Here is a 23783-nt window from a genome sequence, read left to right on the forward strand (position 1 = left end):
GGCGTGTTTTCCCGGCTTCTTCCTCAGCTTTTGCACAAGCTCTCTGGGGACTCTTGGAAATTCATCCTCGGGATTGATGCCGAGGTCCCTTGTGAATTGGCTGAGTAATTCCTATATATCTGAAATCATTTAGCAATTTATTCATAGGATACACTGAGCCTAGGGGAAACATTTCCGGAACGGTTATGGTTGATTTGACCGTTCCAAGGCTCCTAGACTGGCGGCCCTTTTTGGCCGCCCCGATCATGAGAGAGTCTTGCGATGCCGCAAGTGACCGCGATCTCCCAGCAGATCTGGGACATGAAATACCGCTTCAAGACGATCGACGGGCAGGCCGTCGACCGCACGATCGAGGATAGCTGGCGGCGCGTGGCCGAGGCGCTGGCCGAGCCCGAGGCGGATCGCGAGCGCTGGGCGGGCGAGTTCTATCGCGCGCTCGAGGATTTCAAGTTCCTGCCCGCGGGCCGCATCTTGGCCGGCGCCGGCACCGAGCGCATGGTCACGCTCTTCAACTGCTTCGTGATGGGCACGATTCCCGACGATATGGGCGGGATATTCACCCATCTGCGCGAGGCGGCCTTGACCATGCAGCAGGGCGGCGGCATCGGCTACGACTTCTCGACGCTGCGCCCGCGCGGCGCGCCGGTGAAAGGCGTCGGCGCCGACGCCTCGGGCCCGCTCTCCTTCATGGATGTGTGGGACGCGATGTGCCGCACCATCATGAGCGCCGGCCATCGCCGCGGGGCCATGATGGCGACGATGCGCTGCGACCATCCCGACATCGAGGCCTTCATCGAGGCCAAGCGCGAGCCCGGGCGCCTGCGCATGTTCAACCTCTCGGTGCTCGTCACCGACGCCTTCATGACGGCGATCCAGCAGGACGCGCCCTGGGAGCTGAAGTTCAACGGCACCACCTTCAAGGTGCTGCAGGCGCGCGAGCTGTGGGACAAGATCATGCGCGCGACCTACGGCTATGCCGAGCCGGGCGTGATCTTCATCGACCGCATCAACCGGCGGAACAACCTCTATTACTGCGAGACCATCAGCGCCACAAATCCATGCGGCGAGCAGCCGTTGCCGCCCTATGGCGCCTGCCTCCTGGGCTCGATCAATCTCCCGGCCCTGGTGACGTCGCCCTTCGAGGCCGACGCCCATCTCGATCTCGAGGCGCTCGACCGGCTGGTCCGCACCGCCGTGCGGGCGATGGACAACGTCGTCGACATCTCGCGCTTCCCGCTGCCGCAGCAGGCCGAGGAGGCGCGCGGCAAGCGGCGCATCGGGCTCGGCGTCACCGGCCTCGCCGACGCGCTCATCATGGTGCGCGCGCGCTACGGCTCGGGTCCGGCGGTGGCGCTGACCGAGCAGTGGCTGAAGGCGATCCAGCGCTCGGCCTATCTGGCCTCTGCCGAGATCGCGGCCGAGAAGGGCTCCTTCCCGCTCTATGACGCCGGCGCCTATCTCGCGGGCGAGACCGTGCGCGAGCTCGATCCGGACGTCCAGGAAGCGATCGCGCAGCACGGCATCAGGAACTCGCTCCTGACCTCGATCGCGCCCACCGGCACGATCTCGCTCTTCGCCGACAATGTCTCCTCGGGCCTCGAGCCGGTCTTCAGCTTCAAATACACCCGCAATGTGCTGATGCCGGACGGCACGCGCGCGCAGGAAGAGGTGAGCGACTACGCCTACCGCCTGTTCCGGCGGCTCAAGGGCGAGACGGCGCCGCTGCCCGATTATTTCGTCGACGCCCAGACGCTGACGCCCGGGGACCATGTCGTCATGCAGGCGGCGGTGCAGAAATATGTCGACAGCTCGATCTCGAAGACGATCAACGTGCCGGTCGATCTCTCCTTCGAGGCCTTCAAGGACGTCTACGCCCAGGCCTACGAGCTGGGCTGCAAGGGCTGCACCACCTACCGGCCGAACGAGATCACCGGCGCCGTGCTCGAGGCCAAAGCGCCCGAACCCAAGGCCCAGGCCGAGCTGCCGCTCGTGGCGCCGCAGCCCAAGGCCAAGGATCCGTTCGAGGCCGGCGGCGTGATCTATATGACGCGCCCGCTCGACCGGCCGGAGGCACTGCCGGGCAAGACCTACAAGCTGCGCTGGCCCGAGAGCGACCATGCGCTCTACATCACCATCAACGACGTGATCCAGGACGGCCGGCGCCGGCCCTTCGAGGTCTTCATCAACTCGAAGAACATGGAGCATTACGCCTGGACCGTGGCGCTCACCCGCATGATCAGCGCGGTCTTCCGGCGCGGCGGCGACGTCTCCTTCGTGGTGGAGGAGCTCAAGGCCGTGTTCGATCCGCGCGGCGGCAGCTGGATGGACGGCAAATACGTGCCCTCGCTCCTGGCGGCCCTGGGCGAGGTGATCGAACGCCACATGATCGAGATCGGCTTCATGCCGGCGCACCAGACGCCCGGCCTGGCGCTCGAGAGCCAGCGCAAGATCGTGAACCTGCCGGCGGCGAACGCGCAGGGCGCCTCGGATCCCGAGCGCCACAGCCTCCTGCCGCGCTGCCCCAAATGCAGCCAGCCCTCGCTGATCCGCCAGGAAGGCTGCGATCTCTGCACCTCCTGCGGCTATTCCAAGTGTAGCTGAGGCGGAAGCGGCGCCGGCGCATGGGGCGCCCCTGCCCTCACTGCGGCCAGCGCATCAGCCGCATCGTGGACGAATGCCCTTATTGTGGCACCAAGGTCCAGCCCCAGCGACCCTGGTATATCTGGATCCTGGGCGGGATCATGGTGCTGATCCTGTTCCTCTGGCTGGGCGATCCCGCAAGTCTCGGCCATTTCGCCGAGACGCTCTTCAGCTTCGCGCGGGAGCTGGGCAGCGGGACACCATAAGATCCCGATAGCAGAGACGCGTCCCGCTTTCGCACTCACTCGTCACCCCCGCGAAAGCGGGAGTCCATGGTCATCGCAAACTCTGACCGTTCCCCGTCCTCCATTGACTTGGACCCCCGCTTTCGCGGAGGTGACGTAAGGAGAGACGGCGACGCCCTCACCCCTTCGCCCTGCCCCGCGTCTCGGCCTTTTCCGCCTGGGCCAGGATCCGGTGCAGGGGGCCGTCGGCGATGCCGAGCTGGTCGAGATGGCGCACGGTGTTGCGCAGATAGTCGAGATTGCTGCCGGCGCTGCCATGGCCCTCGCGGATGATGCGCAGGAGCTTCGCGGGCGCCAGCTTGCCGGCATATTGCGGATGACGATGATCGGCGAGATAGGTGGCGGCCCGCACGCGCTTGCCGCCTTCGAGCTCGACCGTCACATAGCGCGGCTCATAGACGCCCGTGACCATCTCGCGCTCATGGAGATAGTCGGCGACCCGGATCGCATGCTCCGGCGCGATCCGGAAGGCGCGGCCACGGCAGGCGCCGCCGCGATCCAGCCCCAGCACCAGACCCGGCTTCTCGACCGTGCCGCGGTAATGCACCGACCAGATGCAGAAGGCGCGATGCCAGCCGCGCAGCAGCGCCGAGGCGGCCTGCACGAAGGGAAATTCCGGCCGCCACATCAGCGAGCCATAGCCGAACACCCAGAAGGCGCCCTTGGGCGGCACCAGCAGGCGGCGGCTTTCGATCAGCGGGCCCTCATCCATGATGTCTCAACCGCCCGCCGGCCGCCGCATGACCAGCGCCACGCCCAGCGCCGTCAGCGCCATGCCGAAGAGCGACAGCGGTCCCAGGCTTTCGCTGAAGAAGATCCAGCCCAGCAGCGCCGCCACGGGTGGCGTCAGGTAGAACAGGCTGGTGACGCGCGAGGCGGCCCCTTTGCGGATCAGGAGATAGAAGATCGTCATCGCGCCGAAGGAGAGAACCAGGATGAGCCAAGCCAGCGCAAAGAAGAGCTCGCCCGTCCATTCGACCGGCCCCCACCCTATCAGCAGCGACAGCGGCAACAGGACGAGGCTGGCCGCCGCATATTGAATGAACATGCCGGTTCTGAGATCGACCTCGCTGCAGAAGCGCTTCTGATAGAGCGTTGCAGAGGTGACGCCGATCAGCCCGACGAAGGCCAGCGCCACGCCCCAGCTCTGCGCGGCATCGAAATGAAGCTTCCCGCCCAGCACCAGCGCCACGCCGACCAACCCGATCGCAAAACCCAGCCATTGCAGAGGCGAAACCTTCTCGCCGAGAAGCGGCCCGACCACCGCCGCGGTCAGCAGCGGCTGCAGCCCCACGATCAGGGCGCTGACGCCCGACGGGATGCCGGCCGAGATCGCGGAATAGACGCCGCCCAGATAGAGCGAGTGCATCAGCAATCCGACCATCGCCACATGGCCGCGCATGCGCCAGCTTCCGGGCCAAGGCGCGCGGGTCATCAGGCAGAACGGCAGCATCAGGATCGCGGCGGTCCCGAAACGCAGGCAGAGAAAGGTGAGCGGTGGCGCGTAGGGCAGGCCCAGGCGTGCGCCGGTGAAGCCGGTCGCCCACATGAGCACGAACGCCGCCGGAACCGCCCCTTGCAGCAGGCGCATGGTCGGGGAGGCCGCAGAAGCTGCGGGAGGCGCGCTCATGACATGCGGATAAGGAAGCGGGAATCAAGGGACGGGGCCAAGCCGGTTTCATCATAGCGGGCAATCCCGCTCGGGCAAGCGCGCCCGGGGAGCGGCAAATCTGCTACATCTGTCACCATGACAAGAAGAGCGGCCATCGCCTCGGTCTCGATCCTGCTCGGCCTCGCCGCACTCGCCGGCGGCTGGGCGGTCTGGTGGCATCTCGCCGCCCGGCAGCTCGCCTCCTCGATCGATCTCTGGATCGCGGCGCGGCGGGCCGAAGGCTACAGGATCGAGGCCGTCCGCGATCCGATCGCCGGCTTCCCCTTTCATCTGCGCACGCGGATCGCGGCACCGTCGGCCGCCGCCGCGGACGGCTCCTGGTCCTGGTCCGGGCCGGATCTCGCGATCGAGGCGCCGGCCTGGGCGCCGCTCCATATCGCCTTCCTCATGGCCGGTGCGCATCAGGTCGCGAGCCGGGGCCATCATTACGACGTGCAGGCAGTGACGGCGGGCGGCAGCCTCGAGCTCGCGCGCGATGGGCGGCTCGACCGGATGAGCCTCCTGGCGGGCGGCATCAGCGCCCGGGAACCGGAACAGCCGCCCGCGACGATCGCGACCTTGAGCGCGGTGCTGGGCCAGCCGGCACCCGACCCGGCCACGCCGGTCCCCACCAGCCTCACCTTCGACCTCGGCGCCGAGACCATCCAGCTGCCGCCCGATCCGCGGCTCGCGCTCGGCTCCTCCATCGAGAAGCTGGGCCTGGCGGGGCGGCTCGAGGGGCCGCCGCCGCGCGGCCTCGATGCCGCCGCGCTCGGCGCCTGGCGCGACGCGGGCGGTGCCGTCGATCTCGACCTGTTCACGATCGCCTGGGGACCGCTCAGCATCTCGGGCAGCGGCACCCTTTCGCTCGACGGCACTTTGCGCCCGCTGGCCGCGGCCACGACCGAGATCCGCGGCGCGACGGAGACGCTGGTGGCGCTGGCCCAGGCCGGCCTGATGCGCTCGAACGACGCGCAACTCGCGGCCCTGGCCCTGGCGCTCCTCACCGACGATCAGGGGCGCCTGAAGCTCCCGCTCACCGCCCAGGACGGCGAGCTCAGCGCCGGGCCGGTCAAGCTCGCGACGCTGCAGCCGGTGGTGCGGTAGGGACGGCGCCCCCTCTCACACGTCATCCCCGCGGAAGAGCGCGTGAAGAAATCGAGAGCACCACGCAAGGGCGTAGCAAACACTCAAGCCCCCTCCCCTTGCGGGAGGGGGTTGGGGGGAGGGGTGCCACGGACGCAGCTGGGGGCATCCCTGCGATCAATCACCGCTCTGGAGGCAGAAGGCCCAGACAGGGCGCCAAGCGAGCGAGCCCGAGCAGATCAGGCTCCGCTTATTTGCCAGGATCTCGCACGGCATCGCCCCTCCCCCTACCCCCTCCCGCAAGGGGAGGGGGCGAGAGAGTTCTTTGGCATCGCCGATTTCTTCACACGCTCGGAAGCGGGGATGACGTAATGAGGGCTTCCGAGGAGCCCTCATTCCATCAGCTGACCCGGAAGTTCCGGAACTGCCAGGGATCGTCCCAGTCGAGATGCGCTTCCTCGAACAGGCGGCCGCGTTCCTTGAGCGGGGTCCAGTCGCTATGGACGCCGACCACGGGCCCGAGATAGGGCCGGCAGACATCGAGCACATAGTCATGGTCGATATCCTCGGGCTCGAGCAGGCCGAGGTTCGGATGCTCGATCAGATACATGGCGCCGGCCAGCACGGGGGCGGCCACCTGGATCGAGGTGGCGTTGAACTCGGGCCCCAGAAGCTCGCGCGCTTCCTCGATCGAAAGCTGCGAGCCGTACCAATAGGCGCCGAAATCGCCCATCAGCAAAGCGCCGAGCTCGTCGATGCCCTGGGTGATCTCGGGACCGAGGATGCGGTGCTGCTTCTGCATGTGGAAACCGTTCATCTGCAGCTCGCGCACCGAGAGCACGGCGTCGTTGCAGCAGTGATAGGCGTAGTGGCAGGTCGGCCGGAAGATCGCGCGGCCTTCCTCCCAGACCGTGAAATAGTCGGAGGTGCTGATGGCCTCGCCATGGGTGATGAGGAAGCCGATCAAGGGCCCGCCGATCGGGGTCCAGGAGCGCACCTGCGTCACGCAGCCCGGCTGGCTCAGATAGATCGCGCATCTGGGGCCGATGGGATGCTCGTTGCCGTCATGCGGCAGGCGCTTCTCGTGCGTGCCCCAGCCCAGCTCCGACGGCTGCAGCCCCTCGCCGACGAAGCCCGGCACGCTCCAGGTGTTCACGAACTCGCCCGGCTTCTTGGGATCGCTCGAGATCTGGGTGTCGTGCTCCGCGACATGGACCACCTTGGTCCCCGTCTTCATCATCAGCCGCGCCCACTCCGCCTTGGACTTCGGCTTGGAGGCGGACAGGCCGCGCAGCTTCGCGATGTCGAGCAGCGCCTGCTTGATGAAATGGCTGATCAGGCCCGGATTGGCGCCATGGGTCAGCAGCGCCGAGGGCGAGCCCTTGGGCCATTTCCTGGCGTTCTCGATCGCGCTGTAGCGCAGGAAATAGTTCGAGCGCTCATGCGTCGGGATCGAGGCGTTGTCGTAATAGCCGGCCCAGGGCTCGATGCAGGTGTCGATATAGAGGACGCCATGCGCCTGGCACCAGTTCATCAGCTCGATCGAGCTGACCTCGACCGACAGGTTGATGAGCAGATCGCCCTTCCCGAGATACTTGGACAGGAGCGAGGCCATGTTCTCGCGCACGATCGGCGTCGTCTCGTATTTCAGGCCGCGCGCGATGTAGCGCTTCAGAAGATCGCTGCGATCGTCGGCCTCGACGATGGCCATGTGGCCCAACGGCATGTCGAAATGCCGGTCGATCAGAGGCAGGGTGCAACGGCCGACCGAGCCGTAGCCCAGCATCAGGATGCGGCCCTTGAAGTGGAATTTCTTGCTCATCTCGTCCTCCGCTCGGGTCGAACATACCGTCCGGGAGGGAGCAGAGCGCTCGCGATACCGGCCGGAAAGCTTCGACGGCTCCCTCTCGGGCCCATGGCGCCCCGTTCGCACGGAGACACCGATCGATCCAAAAAGGACGCTTTCGGCCGTTGCCAGGCCCGTGTGACGGGCTTGTTGCACGTGCGTGCGGCGTCTTCGGGCGGGGATATCCAGGAAATTTTCCGGCTGCGCAAGAAAAAAATGCGCAAGGGGCCGCGCGCGATTGCCTCACCTCGCCGGCGAGAGAACGCGAGCGGTCTTCTGTAGGAAGGCCGTCAGGCCTGCTTGGCGTCGATGATTCCGCGCCGGATCGCGCGCGTGCGGGTGAAGAGCGCCTCGAGCTTGTCGCCCTCGCCCCAGCGGATCGCGCGCTGCAGCGCCGTCAGATCCTCGGCGAACCGACCCAGCATCTCCAGCACCGCGTCGCGGTTGTTGAGGAAGACGTCGCGCCACATCACCGGGTCGGAGGCCGCGATGCGGGTGAAGTCGCGGAAGCCCGAGGCCGAGAACTTGATGACCTCGCTCTTGGTCGCCTCCTCCAGATCCGCCACCGTGCCGACGATGGTGTAGGCGATCAGGTGCGGCAGATGCGAGGTGATGGCGAGCGTCTTGTCGTGATGCCCGGCCTCCATGACCTCGACCTGGCTGCCGCAGGCCTGCCAGAACCGGATCATTTTCTCGACCGCCGCGGCATCGGTGCCGGGCGGGGGCGTGAGGATGCACCAGCGCCCGTCGAAGAGCGTGGCGAAGCCCGATTCCGGCCCGGAATGCTCGGTGCCGGCGATCGGATGGCCCGGCACGAGATGGACGCCGTCCGGCAGGTTGGGGCCGAGATCGCGGATCACCGCCTGCTTGACCGAGCCCACGTCGCTCAGGATGGCGCCGGGCTTGAGATGGTCGCGGATCGCGGCGCCGATCTCGGCATAGCTGCCGACCGGCGAGCAGATGATGACGAGATCGGCATCGCGCACCGCCGAGGCCGGATCGTCATGGATCGACTGGACCAGCCCCAGCTCCAGGGCCTTGGCCCGCGTACGCTCGGAGCGGGCATGGCCGGCGATATGGCCGGCGAGCCCGGCGCGGCGCATCGCATGGGAGAGCGAGGAGCCGATCAGCCCGATCCCGATCAGCGTGACGCGATCGAAAAGCGGTGCGGATCCGGCCTCTTTTGCCGGGGCGTTCTTGGGCGGCGCGTTCTTCTTCGGCGCGGTGCTCATCGGGTCCCTCCCCGGCCGGCTTCCCGGTCATGGCCGGTGAACTCGCGCAGGGCCGCCACCGTCAGCTCCATCTCCTCGGCCGTGCCGATGGTGAAGCGCAGGCAGTCCGGCAGGCCGTAGCCCGCCATGCGGCGCGGAATCACGCCGCGGCCGTTGAGGAAGGCGAGCGCCTTCTCCGCACCGCCGGTCGCCGCCGGGAACTCGACCAGCACGAAATTGCCGAAGCTGGGATGGGGGACGAGGCCCAGGCCCCGCACCTGCTTGCTGAACCAGGGCAGCCAGCGGTCGTTATGGGCGCGCGCCTTCTCGGTATGGCCGCGGTCCTCGAGCGCCGCCACGGCGGCGGCCTGCGCCGCCATGGCGGTGTTGAAGGGGCCGCGCACGCGGTTCAGCACGTCGGCCACCGCCGGCGGGCAATAGGCCCAGCCGATGCGCAGGGCCGCGAGGCCGTAGATCTTCGAGAAGGTGCGGAGCATCACGACATTGTCGTGGCGCTCGACCAGCGCGGCACCGGCCTCGTAATCGGGCCGCGTCACATACTCGGCATAGGCCGCGTCCAGCACCAGGAGCACGTCGGGCGCCAGCCTGTCGCGCAGCCGCTTCACCTCCGCGGCCGGCAGGCAGCTGCCGGTCGGGTTGTTGGGGTTGGCGAGGAACAGGATGCGGGTGCGCGGCGTCACGCGCGCCAGGAGCGCGTCGATGTCGGCCGTGAGCTCGCGCTCGGGCGCCGTCACCGGCGTTGCCCCCACGCTCTGGGCCGCGATCGGATACATGAGGAAGCCGTGGCGGCTATAGAGCACCTCGTCGCCTGGGCCCGCATAGGCGCGGACCAGGAGGCCGATCAGCTCGTCGGAGCCGGCGCCGCAGACGATGCGGGCGGCGTCCAGCGCATGGTGATGGGCCAGCGCCTCGCGCAGCTTGACGGCACCGCCATCGGGATAGCGGTGCAGCTCGCTGGCCAGCGCCTTGTAGGCTTCCATCGCGCGCGGGCTCGGGCCCAGCGGCGATTCGTTCGAGGCCAGCTTGATGACGCGGTTCTGGCCCGGCAGGTTCGATTCGCCGCCGACATAGGGGGCGATGTTCATGATGCCGGGGCGTGGCGTCAGCGCCATGATCAACGCCCTCCCTTGGGCTTGGTCGCGAGCCCGAGCTGCTCGTCGGTCAGGGGCTCGGCATAGCAGCCCAGCACCCAGACCTGCTGCAGGGCGGGTCCCAGCCGCCGCGCGAGGCGCGCCAGGCGGTTGTCGTCGGGGGCGAGGAAGCCCGGAATCTCGATCAGATGCAGATAGCCGCCGGTCTCGGCCGGTCCCACGCCGAAGACACGGAAGCTGGGCTCGAGCGTCTCGGCCTTGAAGGCGGCGGCGAGCGCGCTGCGCGACAGCTCGGCGGCGGTCTCGACCGCGATCAGGCTGCGATCGAAGCCCGAGGCCTCGGGCAGGATCGGGCCCACCACCAGCGCCTCGACCGGCGCGCCGCGCTCCGAGCCGCGGGCGCCGAAGGGCAGGCGCGCCACGATCCGCGGCGCCTTGGCGTCGCGGCTCAGCAGGAGCCGCCACCAATGATCCTCGTCGGTCGATTGCGGCATCGGCAGCACCGCGACCGAGGCCTCGCCGTCGAACACGGCGCCCAAAGCCTGGCGCGCGGATTCGCGCACCACCAGGTGGGTCATGCCGCCGAAATAGTCGCGGGCGAGATCCCAATAGCCGCCCACGGCGGGCGAAGGCATGTAGACCGCGACGGAAAAGCTGCCCTCGAGCCGCAGCGAGGCCGACATCAGCTCGCACCACATGCGCACGAGCGTCGCCTTGGAGAGCGGCCCGCGATGGCGATCCACCAGCTTGCGCAGGATGATGGCCTCGCGGGCGGGCCGCATATGGACGGCGCGCTGGCCGCCGGTGAGGCGGTTCTTGAGCGCGCCCACCTGCGTCACCACCTCGGCGCGGCGGACGATCAGCTCTTGCAGCGTGACATCGATCTCGTCGATCTGGCGGCGCAGATCGTCGAGGGTGGGTTGGGCCTCGGCCATGCGTTGGAATCCAGCTCTTGAAAGGCGGGTTAGTGATAGTCGGCCGGCGCCCCAAAATCAAAGAAAACGTTGACAGTGCAAGCGTCGCACCCCTAGCTAATCCGCTGGTTTTTCAGCCCTCTTCCGCCCCTTTCCGCGAGAGTTCCGCTCCCTGCGTCCCATGGCCGGCCTGATGCGCAATTCGCCCGAGGTCCGCGCCCGGCTTCCCGGCGAGCGGGTCGTCTTCGGCCGCGATCAGCCCATGCCGCTCGACAGCGGGGTGGCGCTCGGGCCCTTCACGGTCGCCTATCGCACCTATGGCCGGCTCAATGCCGAGAAATCCAACGCTATCCTGGTCTGCCATGCGCTGACCGGCGACCAGTTCATGGCCGAAACCCATCCCATCACCGGCAAGCCCGGCTGGTGGGACCAGGTGGTGGGGCCGGGCCTGCCGCTCGACACCGACCGCTATTTCGTCCTCTGCGCCAATGTGTTGGGCGGCTGCATGGGGACCACGGGCCCGAGCGATCCCGATCCCGCGACCGGCAAGCCCTATGGGCTCCAGTTCCCGGTCGTCACCATCGCCGACATGGTCCGCGCCCAGAAGCTGCTGATCGACCATCTCGGCATCGGGAAGCTGTTCTGCGTCATCGGCGGCTCGATGGGAGGCATGCAGGTCCTGCAATGGGCCGCGGCCTACCCGGAGCGCGTCTTCGCGGCCGTGCCGATCGCCTGCGCGGCGCGCCATTCGGCGCAGAACATCGCCTTCCACGAGGTCGGGCGCCAGGCGATCATGGCCGATCCCGACTGGTGCGGCGGCGACTATCTGAACCAGGGCCGCAACCCCTCGCGCGGCCTCTCGGTCGCGCGCATGGCGGCGCATATCACCTATCTCTCGGAAGCCGCCCTCCATCGCAAGTTCGGGCGCAACCTGCAGGACCGTTCGCAGCTCACCTACGGCTTCGAGGCGGATTTCCAGGTCGAAAGCTACTTGCGCCACCAGGGCTCGACCTTCGTCGACCGGTTCGACGCCAACGCCTATCTCTACATCACCCGCGCGATGGATTATTTCGATCTCGCGGCCGAGCATGAGGGCAGCCTCGCCAAGGCGTTCCAGGGCACGGCGGTGCGGTTCTGCCTCGTCTCCTTCACCGGCGACTGGCTGTTTCCGACCCGCGAGAGCAAGCTCATCGTCAACGCGCTCAACGCGGTCGCGGCCAATGTCAGCTTCGTCGAGATCGAGAGCGACGCCGGCCATGACGCCTTCCTGCTCGATGTGCCGGAATTCCACCGCACTCTGGCGGGGTTCCTCGCCGGCTGCGCGGAGCATCGCGGCCTCGGCCGCAGCTGAGACGAAGGAGCTCCCGAGCGATGCCCGCGGATGCCGTCATCGACCAGGCCGCGACCGCCCCCGCCGCGGCGGCGCCGGCCGGCATCCGCATCGACCTGCAGCTCATCGCCGACATGATCCGGCCCGGCACGCGGGTGCTCGATATCGGCTGCGGCGACGGGGCGCTGCTCGACTATCTGGTGCATTTCAGGCAGGTCGACGGGCGCGGGATGGAGCTGAGCCAGGCGGGCGTCAATGCCTGCGTGGCGCAGGGGCTTTCGGTGATCCAGGGCGATGCCGACACCGATCTCGCCCACTATCCCGACCGGGCCTTCGACTATGCCGTGCTCAGCCAGACCTTGCAGGCCACGCACAACCCGCTGGCGGTGCTGCGCCAGCTCACGCGCATCGGGCAGCGCGCGATCGTGTCCTTCCCCAATTTCGGCCATTGGCGCGTGCGCTGGCATCTGGGCGCCATGGGCCGCATGCCGCTGACGCCGACCCTGCCGGCGAGCTGGTACGACACGCCCAACATCCATCTCTGCACGATCCGCGATTTCTTCGAGCTCTGCCGCTCGAGCGGCATCGCCATCGAGCGCGCGATCGCGATCGACGCGAAGGGCCGACCGCGGCCGATCCGCTCGCTGCAGCTCGCCAATCTGCTGGGCGAGCAAGGGCTGTTTCTGCTGAAGGGCCGGGGCTAAGGCGCGGGATCGGCGCGGCGCCTAGTCCTCGCCGGGGTCCCGCGACAGGCTGCTCGAGCGGCTTTCCTGGCGCGCGATCTGCGGGAAGGCGATCACGGCGGCGCGGCGGCGCGCGCGCGGCGGCTTGACCGAGGCCACGCCGTAGAGCTGCTTGCCGGCCTCGATCATCACCACCCCGGCGAAGCGCGAGAACCAGCGCCCACCGATGCGCTCCCAGGCGGGGGCCGTCTTGAGCATCCAGCTGGTGCGGATCGGCGGCAGGAACAGGGCCTCGCCGTTCTGGGTCGGCGTGAACATGTTGTCGCGCATCAGGCGCGAGAGCTGCGAGGGCGAGAAGGTCTGGCCCTGGCCGAAGGGCGTGCGGTCGCTGCGCGCCCAGATGCCGCGCCGGTTCGGCACGACGGCGAGGAGGCGCCCGTCATCGGCCATGATGCGCCAGATCTCGCGCAACAGGTCGCGCAGATGCTCGGCGCATTCGAGCCCATGGACCAGGAGCACGCGGTCGATCGAGCGGTCGGGGATCGGCAGGTCGGTCTCGTCCACCAGCGCCGTGACGCCGGGCTCGCCCGGCGGCCAATGCACCACGCCCTGCCCCGCCGGCATCAGCGCCAGTACCCGCTCGGCCTCGGGCCGGAACTGGCGCAGATAAGGGGTCGCGAACCCCAGGCCCAGCACCGACTGCCCCGTCACATCGGGCCAGATCTGCCGCAGCCTGCGGCGCAGCAGATGCCGCGCCATCTGCCCCAGAGGCGAATTGTAGAAATCCCGCAGATCGACGGCGTCGTTCCACATGGGACGAGACTATAGCAGGAAGGTTGCGCCTCTATAAATGGGGGGAGGTGAAGCATGTTTAAGGCACTGGCGGCGGCGTTCATGATCGGGGTGTAATGCTCGCCCCAGTAGATACTCCCCCTATGCCCCACTCCTTTTTGTCACCCCCGCGAAAGCGGGGGTCCAAGGACAGGCCAGAGCGCGGTGCCGACATGGACCCCCGCTTTCGAGCGCGTGAAGAAATCGAGAGCACCACGCAAGGGCGTAGCAAACACTCAAGCCCCCTCCCCTTGCGGGAGGGGGTTGGGGGAGGGGTGCCACGGCCGCGTTCGAGGGCATCCTTGCGATCAACCACCGCTCCGGAAGCAGAAGGCCTGGACATGGCGCCAAGCGAGCGAGCCCGAGCAGATCAGGCTCCGCTTATTTGCCGGGATCTCGCACGGCATCGCCCCTCCCCCTACCCCCTCCCGCAAGGGGAGGGGGCGAGAGAGTTCTTTGGCATCGCCGATTTCTTCACACGCTCGAAAGCGGGGGGGGACGGTTGGGGTGAAGCGGCGTCTTAAATCGTCAGCCCAGGCGCGAAGTCATGCCAATCAGGGTTGCGCGTCTCGATCAGCTCAATCTTCCAGCGCCGATACCACTTCTTGATTTGCTTCTCGCGCTCGATAGCGCCGACGATGCTGTCGCCAGCCTCGAAGTAGACAAGCTTCTTGACGCCATAGCGCTTGGTGAAGCCCGGAACCTCCGCGCGTTTGTGTTCCTCGATGCGCCGAATCAGGTTGTTGGTGACGCCGATATAGAGCGTCCCATTGCGATCCGAAGCGAGAATTTAGACGTAGGATGGCATCGACTTCGACGGGCCTGGATCCCCGCTTTCGCGGGGATGACTCACTGGTTGTATTATCAATATTACATACAATTAAAATTCTCTGCAATTCTCCGTCGGCATGACAAGGAAGGAAGCCCTCTTGGGCGCTCGGCCCGCGGCTGTTAAGGTTGGCGCCTTCACCATCAAGAATGCTCCCATGCCCTCCCTCGAAATCGCGCTCGTTCCGCTGTTGAAGGACAATTACGGCTATCTGCTGCATGAGCCGCGGCAGGGGCTGACGGCGATCGTCGATCCGTCGGAGGCGGAACCGGTGCTGGAGGCCGTGTCGGCGCGAGGCTGGCGGCTGACGCATGTCCTCAATACCCATCACCATGGCGATCATTGCGGCGGCAATATGGGCCTCAAGGCGGCGACCGGGGCCCGCGTGGTGGGGCCGGCCTATGACCGCGACCGCATCCCCGCCATCGACGAGGCGGTGGACGAGGCGTCGGGCTTCGCGCTGGGCGAGGCCCGGGCCCGCGTGCTCTTCATCCCGGGCCATACGCGCGGCCATATCGCCTTCTGGTTCGAGGCGGCGCAGGCGCTCTTCTGCGGCGACACGCTGTTCTCCCTGGGCTGCGGGCGCATGTTCGAGGGCGATCCCGTCATGATGTGGGGCTCGCTCACGAAGCTCCGCGCGCTGCCGGGCGAGACCCGGGTCTATTGCGGCCATGAATATACCGAGGCCAATGCGCGCTTCGCGCTGACGGTCGATCCTGAGAACCAGGCGCTGCGGGCGCGCAGCGCCGCGGTCAAGCGGCTGCGCGACGAAGGTCGGCCGACAATTCCCTCGACCCTCGCCGAGGAGCGCGCCGCCAATCCCTTCCTGCGCGCCGACGATCCGGCCCTCGCCGAGCGCCTCGGCCTCGCGGGGCGGCCCGCGCACGAAGTGTTCGGCGAGATCCGCCGACGCAAGGATCAGTTCTGAATTCAGGGCCGCATCGCGAGCCCGCGTCTTCTCAATCACCGGGGAGCATCCCATCCATGACCGAGCCGTTTCAGCTTCGCTACTCCGCCACCAGCCCCTTCGTCCGCAAGGTCATGGTCGTCGCCATGGAGACGGGGCTCGCCGACCGCTTCGAGCGCATCGGCACCAATCCCTGGGATGCCAAGACCGACCTGCCCAAGGACAACCCGCTCTGCAAGGTGCCGGCACTGAAGACCCCGGAAGGCTGGCTCTATGACTCGCTGGTGATCTGCGAATATCTCGACAGCCTCCATCCGGGCGCCAAGCTGTTCCCGCCGCCGGGGCCGGCGCGCTGGCAGGCCCTGCGCCATCACGCGCTGGCCGACGGCGCCATGGACGCGGCGATCCTGCGCCGGCTCGAATCGCAGCGCCCCGAGGGCCAGCGCTCGCAAGGCTGGATGGACCGGCAGAAGGCCCTGGTCGAGCGGGTCCTCGACGCGCTCGAGAAGGATGCGAAGACGCTGGTCGATCTTTCGGATATCGGCGCCATCACCATCGCGGTGATGCTGGGCTATCTCGATTTCCGCTTCGCCGCCGACGAATGGCGCAAGGGCCGGCCCAGGCTCGCCGCCTGGTATGGGCGCGTGAGCCAGAACGCCTCCATGCTCGCCACCGTGCCCAAGGACCCGGCGTGAGCCAGCCGCTCTCGGATACCGCGCCGGGACTGATCGAGCAGCTCGGGCTCGAGCGCCATCCCGAAGGCGGCTGGTATCGCGAGACCTACCGGCACCAGGCACCGGGCGGCGGACGCGGCCATGCGACGATGATCTACTACCTGCTGGAAGCGGGCGAAGTCTCGCGCTGGCACCGCGTGACCGATGCCGACGAGCTCTGGCTCTATCACACCGGCGGCGCCTTGGAGCTGACCCTGTCGCCCGACGGCGAGCGGCGCGAGGAGCACCGGCTCGGGCTCGACATGGCCGCGGGCGAACGGCCGCAGCTCCGGGTGCCGGCCGGCTGCTGGCAGACCGCGCGGCCCTTGAGCCTCTTTACGCTCGTCACCTGCATCGTGGCGCCGGCCTTCGTCTTCGAAAGCTTCGAGATGGCGCCCGAGGGCTGGCAGCCCGCGGCGAAGCCCGCGCACCACCCTGCCTTCAGCGCGACCTCCTGGCAAAGAGGCCTCCGGCCGCGAGCGCCGCGCCGCCGACGATGAGCAGCGCGCCGCCGGCGAGCACCCAGCTCGGCCCGGCCCGGCCCGCCAGGACCAGCAGCAGGGTGGAGAGCAGGGGCGAGGCGTAGGAGAGCGTCCCCAGCGCCTGGATGTCGCCATGCTTGACGCCATGGTCCCAGACGAAGAAGGCGATGCCCACCGGCCCGAGCCCGAGCGCCAGAATGGCGGCGAGGTTCCCGAACGAGGGCGCGACCCAGGGCTCGAACGCCAGGTGGGAGAGAAGGCCCAGGAGGGCGGTGGCGCCGCAGAAGGCACCGACTGCGTCGCTCGGCACGGAACTGAGGCGCCGGCTCAGGAGCGAATAGCCGGCCCAGGTGAAGGCGCAGGCGATCGCCGCCAGATAGCCCAGCCCATAGGCCGGATCGAAGCCGAGACCCTGGCCCTTCGTCACCAGCAGCCCCGCGCCCGCAAGCCCGCAGAGCGTGCCCAGGATATGGGTGGGCCGCAGCCGCTCGCCCGGCATGAAGGCCGAGAGCAGCACCGTCAGGAGCGGCCAGAGATAGCAGATCAGGCTCACCTCGACGGCCGGCGCGCGGGCGAGGGCGTTGAAATAGAACAGGTGATAGAGAAAGAGCCCGCCCACCCCGACCGCCCAGGCCTGGCCCGGCAGGCGAAAATGGCTCGCGACCGACGCCCCGCCGCGCGCGGCCTCGATCGCCCATTTGCCGAGCGTCAGCAGGAACGCTGTGCCGAAGGTCATCGCCACCAGCTCGAAGGCCGGCAGCGGCTGCGCATAGGTGGTCAGGAGGGCCAGCGTCGCCCAGAGCAGCGGGGCGATGGCACCGATCAAGGTGGCCCGCTGGCGTGCGGCGGCGGGGTCAGCGGTTGTGAGCAACCCGGCCACGGCCAGCCTCCTTCTCTGTCGTCACCCCCGCGAAAGCGGGGGCCCATCTCGATCCAACGCGCCGAGCGGAGAAATGGACCCCCGCTTTCGCGGGGGTGACAGTAAAGGCGGGGGTGACGGTGTAGGGGGCGTTCTTCTCCACCCCTGGGTGACGCCGCGCCGCCGTCGTGGCAGCATGGGACCTTCCATCGACCCGAGCCTCCCGGACAAGCCCATGCACATTGCCGATCTTTCCCTGCGCTCGTACCGCGACACCGCTCTGACCCATGAGCACGACCACCACCAGACCGTGCTGGCGCTGGCGGGTGCGCTCGAGATGGAGGTTTCCGGTCGCGGCGGCATGGCGGCAACCACATCACTGGTGACGGTGGCGCCGGGGCGCTCTCATAGCTATCGGGCCAACGGCAATAATCGTTTTCTCGTGATCGACTGGCAGGCGGGATCGCACGAGAGCGAAGGGACGCAGCGGCTGATGTCGGCCTGCGACCGCGAACCCTATTTGCGGCTGGACCAGCGGCTGCTGCCGCTGCTGCGCTATCTCGAGACGATCCTCGGGGAGGACGGCGTCGAGGATGATGAACGCGCCACATGGGGCCGCCTGCTGCTGAGCCGCTTGGGAGCCGGGCTCGAGCAGCGCTCCTTTGTGCGGGCGCGGCGCCTCGACCGGGCGCTGGCCTTCATGGAAAACCGCAAGTCGCAAGCCCTGACGGTCGGCGACATCGCGGGCGCCGCTCATACCAGTGCCGGCCATCTCCACGCGCTGTTCCAGCGCCATGTCGGTCACACGCCGATGCAGCATCTGGCGTCGATCCGGCTCGATCATGCGATGAAGCTCCTCAGGGAAAGCGATCTGTCGGTCGCGGCGGTGGCGGCCGCGTCCGGCTATGGCGACCAGAGCGCGCTCACGCGGGCGCTGCGCCGGCGGCGCGGCATTACACCCGCGCGCTATCGCCAGAGCCAGCGCCGCAAGACCGGGCCCTGAGTCCCGGTCAAAGGGAGCGGAGTTCCGGTCAAGACCAGGCCTCGCGCCTGCGCCCATCATGACACCGGGTTCTTTGCAATCGCCACACCGGGAGGTGCTGCCATGCGGCTCACCGATTTCGAGGTTCTGACCTTCGATTGCTACGGCACGCTGATCGACTGGGAGAGCGGCATCCTGGCGGCGCTGGCGCCGTGGCGAAAGCGTGCGGGCATCGCGCTCGGCAACGAGGTGCTGCTCACGCTCTTCAGCGAGGTCGAATCCAAGATCGAGGCCGAGCGGCCCACGCTGCTCTATTCCGATCTGCTCGCCGCGACGCTCGTCGAGATGGGCGAACGCAGCGGCGCCCGACCCACGGAATCCGAGGCCAGGGCCTTCGGGCAGTCGGTCAAGGACTGGCCGGCCTTCCCGGACAGCGCCGAGGCGCTCGCCTATCTGCACCGCCACTACAAGCTCGCGATCCTCTCCAATGTCGATCGCGCCTCCTTCGCGCACAGCGCGCGCCGGCTGGGGCAGGAATTCGACCTGGTGGTGACGGCGGAGGATGTCGGCTCCTACAAGCCGGCCTTGAAGCATTTCGAGGTGGCGCTGGCCACGCTCGCCGCCATGGGCATTCCCAAGGGCAAGGTGCTGCACACGGCGCAGAGCCTGTTCCACGACCATGTGCCGGCGAAGCAGATGGGGCTCACGAGCTTCTGGATCGACCGGCGCGCCGGCCGGACCGGCACGGGCGCCACCAAGCCGCCACCCGTTCCGGTCAAGCCGGATGGGACAGCCCCCAGCCTCGCCGCGATGGTCGAGATGCACCGCCGCGAGGCCGACCGCTAGCAGAGGGGCGCTGACAGGCGTGCGCTAACGCAGCGAGGCGAACCCTGCGATCACGTCCTGGGTCTTGGCGACGACGCCGAAGAGGCCACCCTCGATCGTGGTCATGTAGACGGCGGCCTCATGGGCATAGGCGTCGCCGCTGGCGCAACCATCCTCCACCAGCAGGCATTGATAGTTGCGGTCGTTGGCCTCGCGCAGCGTGGTGTGCACGCAGACATCGGTGGTGCAGCCTGTGAAGAGCAGATGGGTGATGCCGCGCGCGCGCAGCACATGGTCGAGGTCGGTCGCATAGAAGGCGCCGTTGGCGGTCTTGTCGACGATGATGTCCTGAGGTGCCGGCTCGAGCTCGGGGATGATCTGGAAGCCGGGCTCGCCGCGCACCAGGAGACGGCCGCAGGGGCCGGGCTCGCCCACCGGCAGGTTGGCGCGCTTGTGGCGCCACTGCTCGTAGGCCGTCCGGTCGGCGAGATCGCTGCGATAGCCCTGGCGCGTATAGATCACGGGGCAGCCGGCCTGCCGCGCCGCTGCGATCAGCGCGCGCACCGCCGGGATGATCGCGCGCAGGGCCGAGGCGTCGTAGCCCTGCCGCGCGAAATAGCCCTCTTCCGAGAGGAAATCGACCTGGAGATCGATGACCAGCAGCGCCGTGCGCGCCGGATCGAGCCTGCCGTCATAGGGATAGTCGAAGGGCCGCGCCTTGATCGCCGTCATGTCCTCTCCCCGCTTTCCTGTCGGCCCAAACCCCTGGCCGCCGTGCCGGGATCGTGCCAGCATCCGCCCCAGCCTGACAATCATGGGATGGAGCGACGATCATGGCGCTGGTGAAGCTGATCGAATACGCGGACGCCGGACCCGAGGTGCGCGCGGTCTATGACGACATCATGAAGACGCGCAATGTCGACTGGATCAACAATTTCTGGAAGGCCATCGCCAACGATCCCAAGACCCTGAAGCGCACCTGGGAGAGCGTGAAGGAGGTGATGACGCCGGGCGCGCTCGACGCCCGCACCAAGGAGCTGATCTATCTCGCCGTCAGCGTCACCAACAATTGCGAATACTGCATCGTCAGCCACATGGCGGGCGCCCGCAAGGCCGGCGCCACCGACGCGATGCTGGCCGAGCTGATGGCCGTGGTCGGCATGGCCAACGAGACCAACCGCCTCGTCAACGGCTGGCGCGTCGAGGTCGACGAGAAGCTGCAGAAGGCGGCCCGGGGCGGGTGAGTCACTGTCGTCTCGACGCCTGGCCATCGCCTCCGCACGGTCGTCATCCCCGCGAAAGCGGGGATCCATCCTGATCCAGCGCGCCGAGCTTGGAGGTGGATCCCCGCTTTCGCGGGGATGACGATGGGGGTGCGCAGGGCGGCGACAATGAAGGAACGAAGGGAAGGAATATTGCGACGACTCCGCCCCCTTCCCCTCCATCGTTCGTTCTCGCATAATCGGCCCTGTCCCTGATCCGGCCGCCCCAGACCGGCGTCCGCGGTTTTTCGCTCGCAACCTGTCGCCGCTCATATCGCCGCCTGGGCGATGGCGGCGGACCTGTCGCGGGGTCCTGCCTCGAGGAGCTCCCATGACCGCCATTCGCGCCAATTACGATGCCCCCCGGCTGCGCCGCCTCGATGCGGCGCACCATATCCATCCCTTCTCCAACGCCACCCAGGTGGTGGCCGAGGGCGGCGGAAAGCTTTTCGCCCATGCCGACGGCATCTACATCTACGACACCGACAACAAGCGCTATCTCGACGGCATGGCGGGGCTCTGGTGCGTCAATGTCGGCTATGGCCGCGAGGAGCTGGTCGAGGCGGCCGCGCGGCAGATGCGCGAGCTTCCCTACTATTCGAGCTTCTTCGGCGGCACCACGCCGCCCACGGTCGAGCTTGCCGCCAAGCTGACCGAGCTCCTGGGGCACGGGCTCAACCATGTGCTGTTCGCCAATTCGGGCTCCGAGGCGAACGACACGGTGGTGCGCCTGGTGCGTCATTTCTGGAACCTCGAGGGCAAGCCCAAGAAGAAGGCCTTCATCGCGCGCCGCCACGCCTATCACGGCTCGACCATGGCCGCGGCCAGCCTCGGCAACTGGGGCACGATGCATGAGCAGGCCGACCTGCCGCTGCCGGGCTTCCATCATGTCGAGGCGCCCTACTGGTATGCCGAGGGCGGCGACAAGGACCCGGAATCCTTCGGCATCGCCTGCGCCAAGGCGATCGAGGCCAAGATCCTCGAGCTGGGCGCGGACAATGTCGCGGCCGTGATCGGCGAGCCGGTGCAAGGCGCGGGCGGCGTGATCGTGCCGCCCAAGAGCTACTGGCCCGAGGTCGAGCGGATCTGCCGCAAACATGACGTGCTCCTGATCGCCGACGAGGTGATCTGCGGCTTCGGGCGCACCGGCGCCTGGTTCGGCTTCGAGACCCTGGGCTTCAAGCCCGACATCGTCTCCATGGCCAAGGGCCTGTCGTCGGGCTATCAGCCGATTTCGGCCGTGGCCGTGACCGACCGCATCGCCAAGCCCCTGATCGATGCCGGCTACTGGCTCCACGGCTTCACCTACTCGGGCCATCCCGTGGCGGCCGCGGTCGCGCTCAAGAACATCGAGATCATGGAGCGCGAGCATCTGGTGCAGAAGGTCGCGAAGGAGACCGGGCCTTATTTCGCGCAGCGCCTCAAGACCTTGGAGAAGAACCCGATCGTGGGCGAGGTGCGCACGCTGGGGCTCCTGGGCGGGATCGAGCTCGTCGCCGACAAGAAGACGCGGAAACGCTTCGAGCCGCTGGGGCATGCCGGCACCGTCTGCCGCGAGCGCTGCCTCGCCAACGGCCTCATCATGCGCGCGAGCTTCGAGACCATGGTGCTGTCGCCGCCGCTCACCATCACCAAGGCGCAGATCGACGAGCTGGTGACGCTGGCCGGCCGCGCGCTCGACGAGACGGCGGCGGAGCTGCTGAAGAAGTAGGCCGCCGCCACGCCTTCCTTCCACATCCTCTCGCATCGCAGCGCAAGGCAGCGGAGCTGCGCTCCAACGTCATCCCCGCGAAAGAGCCTGTGAAGGAATTGCGATTGAGGTGACGGCGTGATTCTCTGTCGTAAGGACGGAGGATGAGGATGGGCGGGGAAGCACGCTACCGAGAGGCGGATCGCAGCCAGCTACGCTGGGATTTGATCGACCTTGAGAGCCTGTTGCCAGCCGAGCATCGGGTCCGGGTGGTTTGGGCCTATGTGAGCGGGCTTGATCTTTCGGCGTTTTACGCGCGGATCGGGTCACGGGAAGGAACGGCGGGTCGTCCGCCGGCCGATCCGAAGCTCCTGCTGGGGTTATGGCTGTATGCGAGCCTGGAAGGGGTTGGTTCGGCGCGCCAGTTGGACCGGCTGTGCGAACGGGACATCGCCTATCGCTGGCTGTGCGGCGGGGTGGCGCTGAACTATCACGGTCTGAGCGACTTCCGCTTTGCTCACGCTGACCTGCTGGATCAGCTTCTGAGCGAAAGCCTGACGGCGCTGATGGCGGAAGGTCTGATGGATGCGGCTGAGATCGCCATCGACGGGACGAAAGTGAGGGCCAGCGCCGGGAAAGGCTCGTTACGCAGTGAAGAGACATTGGTGGCGTTGGAGGAGGTGGCGCGTCGTCGGGTGGCTCGGCTGAAGGCGGAAGGGGAGAGCGAGCCTGGGGCGAGTGAGAGGCGGCGTCAGGCAGCGCAACGCCGGGCGGCCGAGGAGATTGCCGATCGGGCCGAGAGGGCGCGTCGCACGGCGGAGAAGCTGCGGGCCGAGAAGGAAGCCCGGGCCAAGCGCCACAAGAAGGAGGAAGCCAAGAAGGGGAAGCTGCGGGTCAGCCTGACCGACCCCGAGGCACGGCTGATGCGCTTTGCCGATGGGGCGATGCGGCTGGCCTACAACATCCAGCTCGCCGTGGCGCCGGCTTCGGGCCTCATTCTCGCCGCCCAGCCGACGGACCGGCGCAACGACAGGGGTCTGGCAGGGCTGCTGCTGCCCAGATCAAAGGCCGTCTTGGCCGGCTGGCGCCGCGCCTGCTGGTCGATACCGGTTACGCCACCCGCCAGGACATCGTGGCGTTGGCCGCCCAGCAGATCGAGGTCTATACGCCCGTCCCGCCCGACAAGCCGGATGCCACGCCCGAAAGCCAGCGCAAGCGCGCTTGGCGGCGCCGGCAGGAGCCCGAGGCGATCAAAGCCTGGCGCGAACGCATGGCCAGCGACAGCGGCCAGATGATCTATCGCCGTCGCTCCCGGATCGAGACGGTGAACGCCATTCTCAAAGGCCGGGGCCTGGACGTGATACGGGTGCGGTCAATGGCCAAGGTTACCTGCATCGTGCTGCTACAGGTGCTCGCCCATAACCTCTGGTGCGCTCACCGCTTGCGCACCGCTACACCGTGAAAGAGGACCGTTCGAGCAGACCGGCGGATCACCGCCTATCCGGCTGAGCCCACGCTTTAAACCACGCCACGCGGAGCTCCTCCTCGCCCGCGGCGATTCCCTCACACTCTCGAAAGCGGGGATCCACGTCAAATCTTGACGACCTGAATCAGGATGGATCCCCGCTTTCGCGGGGATGGCGACAGGAGCCGTAGAGCGCGAGGGAGCCGGAGACGGCGGGAAC

22 protein-coding genes and 1 pseudogene are annotated in these 23783 nt (G+C 67.7%); 13 read left to right on the plus strand and 10 right to left on the minus strand.

The features are described from left to right. The first annotated feature begins 261 nt into the window (after positions 1 to 261). Both FRZ61_RS22145 and FRZ61_RS22150 read left to right on the plus strand, forming a co-directional pair. On the plus strand, positions 262 to 2601 hold the full coding sequence (locus FRZ61_RS22145; RefSeq protein WP_151119779.1) for an adenosylcobalamin-dependent ribonucleoside-diphosphate reductase: 2340 nt from the start codon (positions 262 to 264) through the stop codon (positions 2599 to 2601). 20 nt (positions 2602 to 2621) lie between these two features. Further along, positions 2622 to 2846 carry a hypothetical protein gene (locus tag FRZ61_RS22150; protein WP_151119780.1) on the plus strand — a complete coding sequence of 75 codons (225 nt, stop codon included), beginning with the start codon at positions 2622 to 2624 and terminating at the stop codon, positions 2844 to 2846. Between the two features lie 157 nt (positions 2847 to 3003). On the opposite strand, the gene FRZ61_RS22155 is transcribed toward FRZ61_RS22150, so the two are convergent. Together FRZ61_RS22155 and FRZ61_RS22160 are read right to left on the minus strand one after the other, a co-directional pair. Beyond that, positions 3004 to 3597 (minus strand): gamma-glutamylcyclotransferase, encoded by a 594-nt coding sequence (locus FRZ61_RS22155; protein WP_151119781.1) that lies wholly within the window; start codon positions 3595 to 3597, stop codon positions 3004 to 3006. Between the two features lie 6 nt (positions 3598 to 3603). Further along, on the minus strand, positions 3604 to 4476 hold the full coding sequence (locus tag FRZ61_RS22160; RefSeq protein WP_225308948.1) for a DMT family transporter: 873 nt from the start codon (positions 4474 to 4476) through the stop codon (positions 3604 to 3606). A gap of 156 nt (positions 4477 to 4632) precedes the next feature. On the opposite strand from FRZ61_RS22160, the gene FRZ61_RS22165 reads away from it, so the two are divergent. Beyond that, positions 4633 to 5643, plus strand: a complete 1011-nt coding sequence (locus FRZ61_RS22165) for a DUF2125 domain-containing protein (RefSeq protein WP_151119783.1) — start codon at positions 4633 to 4635, stop codon at positions 5641 to 5643. A 379-nt stretch (positions 5644 to 6022) separates the two neighbouring features. Here FRZ61_RS22165 and FRZ61_RS22170 read toward each other — a convergent pair whose 3' ends face one another. The 4 genes from FRZ61_RS22170 to FRZ61_RS22185 all read right to left on the minus strand — a co-directional run bounded on the left by FRZ61_RS22170 (position 6023) and on the right by FRZ61_RS22185 (position 10726). After that, a complete protein-coding gene (locus tag FRZ61_RS22170; protein ID WP_151119784.1) occupies positions 6023 to 7444 on the minus strand; it encodes a homospermidine synthase in 1422 nt (473 codons plus the stop codon). A 314-nt stretch (positions 7445 to 7758) separates the two neighbouring features. Continuing rightward, a complete protein-coding gene (locus FRZ61_RS22175; RefSeq protein WP_151119785.1) occupies positions 7759 to 8700 on the minus strand; it encodes a prephenate/arogenate dehydrogenase family protein in 942 nt (313 codons plus the stop codon). After that, complete coding sequence (gene hisC / locus FRZ61_RS22180) at positions 8697 to 9815, minus strand: histidinol-phosphate transaminase (protein WP_151120940.1); 1119 nt, start codon at positions 9813 to 9815, stop codon at positions 8697 to 8699. The genes FRZ61_RS22175 and hisC overlap by 4 nt, the downstream gene beginning before the upstream one ends. Further along, positions 9815 to 10726, minus strand: a complete 912-nt coding sequence (locus tag FRZ61_RS22185) for a chorismate mutase (protein ID WP_151119786.1) — start codon at positions 10724 to 10726, stop codon at positions 9815 to 9817. The genes hisC and FRZ61_RS22185 overlap by 1 nt, the downstream gene beginning before the upstream one ends. A gap of 172 nt (positions 10727 to 10898) precedes the next feature. Here FRZ61_RS22185 and metX point away from each other — a divergent pair, with 172 nt between their 5' ends. Both metX and metW read left to right on the plus strand, forming a co-directional pair. Next, entirely contained in the window at positions 10899 to 12056 is a 1158-nt protein-coding gene (gene metX / locus FRZ61_RS22190; RefSeq protein WP_225308949.1) for a homoserine O-acetyltransferase MetX, read from the plus strand. A 20-nt stretch (positions 12057 to 12076) separates the two neighbouring features. After that, the gene (metW, locus tag FRZ61_RS22195) at positions 12077 to 12739 is read left to right on the plus strand and encodes a methionine biosynthesis protein MetW (protein ID WP_151119788.1); all 663 of its coding nucleotides are present in this window, start codon (positions 12077 to 12079) and stop codon (positions 12737 to 12739) included. A gap of 21 nt (positions 12740 to 12760) precedes the next feature. Here the strand turns inward: metW and FRZ61_RS22200 are convergent, their stop codons facing one another. Beyond that, a complete protein-coding gene (locus FRZ61_RS22200; protein ID WP_151119789.1) occupies positions 12761 to 13531 on the minus strand; it encodes a class I SAM-dependent methyltransferase in 771 nt (256 codons plus the stop codon). A 538-nt stretch (positions 13532 to 14069) separates the two neighbouring features. Beyond that, positions 14070 to 14339 carry a GIY-YIG nuclease family protein gene (locus FRZ61_RS22205; RefSeq protein ID WP_225309282.1) on the minus strand — a complete coding sequence of 90 codons (270 nt, stop codon included), beginning with the start codon at positions 14337 to 14339 and terminating at the stop codon, positions 14070 to 14072. A gap of 196 nt (positions 14340 to 14535) precedes the next feature. Here FRZ61_RS22205 and gloB point away from each other — a divergent pair, with 196 nt between their 5' ends. The 3 genes from gloB to FRZ61_RS22220 are packed head-to-tail and all read left to right on the plus strand — an operon-like array spanning position 14536 to position 16498. Next, entirely contained in the window at positions 14536 to 15306 is a 771-nt protein-coding gene (gene gloB / locus FRZ61_RS22210; protein ID WP_151119790.1) for a hydroxyacylglutathione hydrolase, read from the plus strand. Positions 15307 to 15362: 56 nt separating this feature from the next. Beyond that, positions 15363 to 15980: a glutathione S-transferase N-terminal domain-containing protein gene (locus FRZ61_RS22215; RefSeq protein WP_151119791.1), complete on the plus strand. Its 618-nt coding sequence runs from the start codon at positions 15363 to 15365 to the stop codon at positions 15978 to 15980. Next, positions 15977 to 16498, plus strand: coding sequence for a cupin domain-containing protein (locus FRZ61_RS22220; RefSeq protein WP_225308950.1), 522 nt, complete (start codon positions 15977 to 15979; stop codon positions 16496 to 16498). The genes FRZ61_RS22215 and FRZ61_RS22220 overlap by 4 nt, the downstream gene beginning before the upstream one ends. On the opposite strand, the gene yddG is transcribed toward FRZ61_RS22220, so the two are convergent. Next, a complete protein-coding gene (gene yddG / locus FRZ61_RS22225; protein ID WP_225308951.1) occupies positions 16440 to 17360 on the minus strand; it encodes an aromatic amino acid exporter YddG in 921 nt (306 codons plus the stop codon). The genes FRZ61_RS22220 and yddG overlap by 59 nt on opposite strands. A gap of 214 nt (positions 17361 to 17574) precedes the next feature. Here yddG and FRZ61_RS22230 point away from each other — a divergent pair, with 214 nt between their 5' ends. Next, entirely contained in the window at positions 17575 to 18342 is a 768-nt protein-coding gene (locus FRZ61_RS22230) for a helix-turn-helix domain-containing protein (protein ID WP_191909159.1), read from the plus strand. A 102-nt stretch (positions 18343 to 18444) separates the two neighbouring features. Beyond that, positions 18445 to 19167, plus strand: coding sequence for a haloacid dehalogenase type II (locus FRZ61_RS22235; protein ID WP_151119794.1), 723 nt, complete (start codon positions 18445 to 18447; stop codon positions 19165 to 19167). A 24-nt stretch (positions 19168 to 19191) separates the two neighbouring features. Here FRZ61_RS22235 and FRZ61_RS22240 read toward each other — a convergent pair whose 3' ends face one another. Then, entirely contained in the window at positions 19192 to 19878 is a 687-nt protein-coding gene (locus FRZ61_RS22240) for a cysteine hydrolase family protein (protein WP_151119795.1), read from the minus strand. 101 nt (positions 19879 to 19979) lie between these two features. Here FRZ61_RS22240 and FRZ61_RS22245 point away from each other — a divergent pair, with 101 nt between their 5' ends. The 3 genes and pseudogenes from FRZ61_RS22245 (at position 19980) to FRZ61_RS22255 (ending at position 23560) form a co-directional block, all read left to right on the plus strand. Continuing rightward, positions 19980 to 20390 carry a carboxymuconolactone decarboxylase family protein gene (locus FRZ61_RS22245; RefSeq protein ID WP_151119796.1) on the plus strand — a complete coding sequence of 137 codons (411 nt, stop codon included), beginning with the start codon at positions 19980 to 19982 and terminating at the stop codon, positions 20388 to 20390. 349 nt (positions 20391 to 20739) lie between these two features. Next, positions 20740 to 22119, plus strand: a complete 1380-nt coding sequence (locus tag FRZ61_RS22250; RefSeq protein WP_151119797.1) for an aspartate aminotransferase family protein — start codon at positions 20740 to 20742, stop codon at positions 22117 to 22119. A 149-nt stretch (positions 22120 to 22268) separates the two neighbouring features. Beyond that, positions 22269 to 23560, plus strand: a pseudogene (locus FRZ61_RS22255) (IS1182 family transposase). Positions 23561 to 23783: the final 223 nt, after the last annotated feature.

Origin of the sequence: Hypericibacter adhaerens (assembly GCF_008728835.1) — a bacterium.
Taxonomy (GTDB): domain Bacteria; phylum Pseudomonadota; class Alphaproteobacteria; order Dongiales; family Dongiaceae; genus Hypericibacter; species Hypericibacter adhaerens.

Excerpts from the sequence above, each read along its gene's own strand:
- FRZ61_RS22175 (WP_151119785.1), bottom strand. The coding sequence starts at position 8,700 with ATGAGCACCGCGCCGAAGAAGAACGCGCCGCCCAAGAACGCCCCGGCA.
- FRZ61_RS22250 (WP_151119797.1), top strand. The coding sequence starts at position 20,740 with ATGACCGCCATTCGCGCCAATTACGATGCCCCCCGGCTGCGCCGCCTC.
- gloB (WP_151119790.1), top strand. The coding sequence starts at position 14,536 with ATGCCCTCCCTCGAAATCGCGCTCGTTCCGCTGTTGAAGGACAATTAC.
- FRZ61_RS22170 (WP_151119784.1), bottom strand. The coding sequence starts at position 7,444 with ATGAGCAAGAAATTCCACTTCAAGGGCCGCATCCTGATGCTGGGCTAC.
- FRZ61_RS22160 (WP_225308948.1), bottom strand. The coding sequence starts at position 4,476 with ATGCGCCTGCTGCAAGGGGCGGTTCCGGCGGCGTTCGTGCTCATGTGG.
- FRZ61_RS22150 (WP_151119780.1), top strand. The coding sequence starts at position 2,622 with ATGGGGCGCCCCTGCCCTCACTGCGGCCAGCGCATCAGCCGCATCGTG.
- FRZ61_RS22185 (WP_151119786.1), bottom strand. The coding sequence starts at position 10,726 with ATGGCCGAGGCCCAACCCACCCTCGACGATCTGCGCCGCCAGATCGAC.
- FRZ61_RS22215 (WP_151119791.1), top strand. The coding sequence starts at position 15,363 with ATGACCGAGCCGTTTCAGCTTCGCTACTCCGCCACCAGCCCCTTCGTC.
- FRZ61_RS22230 (WP_191909159.1), top strand. The coding sequence starts at position 17,575 with ATGCACATTGCCGATCTTTCCCTGCGCTCGTACCGCGACACCGCTCTG.
- FRZ61_RS22235 (WP_151119794.1), top strand. The coding sequence starts at position 18,445 with ATGCGGCTCACCGATTTCGAGGTTCTGACCTTCGATTGCTACGGCACG.
- FRZ61_RS22245 (WP_151119796.1), top strand. The coding sequence starts at position 19,980 with ATGGCGCTGGTGAAGCTGATCGAATACGCGGACGCCGGACCCGAGGTG.
- FRZ61_RS22200 (WP_151119789.1), bottom strand. The coding sequence starts at position 13,531 with ATGTGGAACGACGCCGTCGATCTGCGGGATTTCTACAATTCGCCTCTG.
- metX (WP_225308949.1), top strand. The coding sequence starts at position 10,899 with ATGCGCAATTCGCCCGAGGTCCGCGCCCGGCTTCCCGGCGAGCGGGTC.
- FRZ61_RS22240 (WP_151119795.1), bottom strand. The coding sequence starts at position 19,878 with ATGACGGCGATCAAGGCGCGGCCCTTCGACTATCCCTATGACGGCAGG.
- FRZ61_RS22155 (WP_151119781.1), bottom strand. The coding sequence starts at position 3,597 with ATGGATGAGGGCCCGCTGATCGAAAGCCGCCGCCTGCTGGTGCCGCCC.
- metW (WP_151119788.1), top strand. The coding sequence starts at position 12,077 with ATGCCCGCGGATGCCGTCATCGACCAGGCCGCGACCGCCCCCGCCGCG.
- FRZ61_RS22165 (WP_151119783.1), top strand. The coding sequence starts at position 4,633 with ATGACAAGAAGAGCGGCCATCGCCTCGGTCTCGATCCTGCTCGGCCTC.
- FRZ61_RS22145 (WP_151119779.1), top strand. The coding sequence starts at position 262 with ATGCCGCAAGTGACCGCGATCTCCCAGCAGATCTGGGACATGAAATAC.